Origin of the sequence: Paraburkholderia sp. BR13444, assembly GCF_040948755.1 — a bacterium.
In the GTDB taxonomy this organism is placed as follows: Bacteria; Pseudomonadota; Gammaproteobacteria; order Burkholderiales; family Burkholderiaceae; genus Paraburkholderia; species Paraburkholderia youngii.
The window spans coordinates 1-255 of the sequence record NZ_JBFPKM010000070.1; the positions used below are offsets into that span (position 1 = coordinate 1).

General features: G+C 59.2%; 1 pseudogene. It reads left to right on the forward strand.

The features are described from left to right. Nucleotides 1–255 (forward strand): annotated as a pseudogene (locus AB3X95_RS39020) (IS5/IS1182 family transposase); the annotation flags it as partial.

Here is a 255-nt window from a genome sequence, read left to right on the forward strand (position 1 = left end):
CGAGGGAGTGAAGATCTACCACCCGGGATTGCGACGCGGAATCACGAGGGGCCTGCGCGCGATGATCCAAAGGCGAAGCGCAATCGAGCCTGCCATTGGTCACATGAAGGCCGACGGCAAACTCGACCGGAACTGGCTCAAAGGCGCACTCGGCGATGCAATACACGCAGTGCTGTGCGGCGCTGGCCACAACCTGAGGATGATCCTCAGAAAGCTGAGGCTTTTTTACGCCCTTGTTCTGATCGCCTGGCTTAG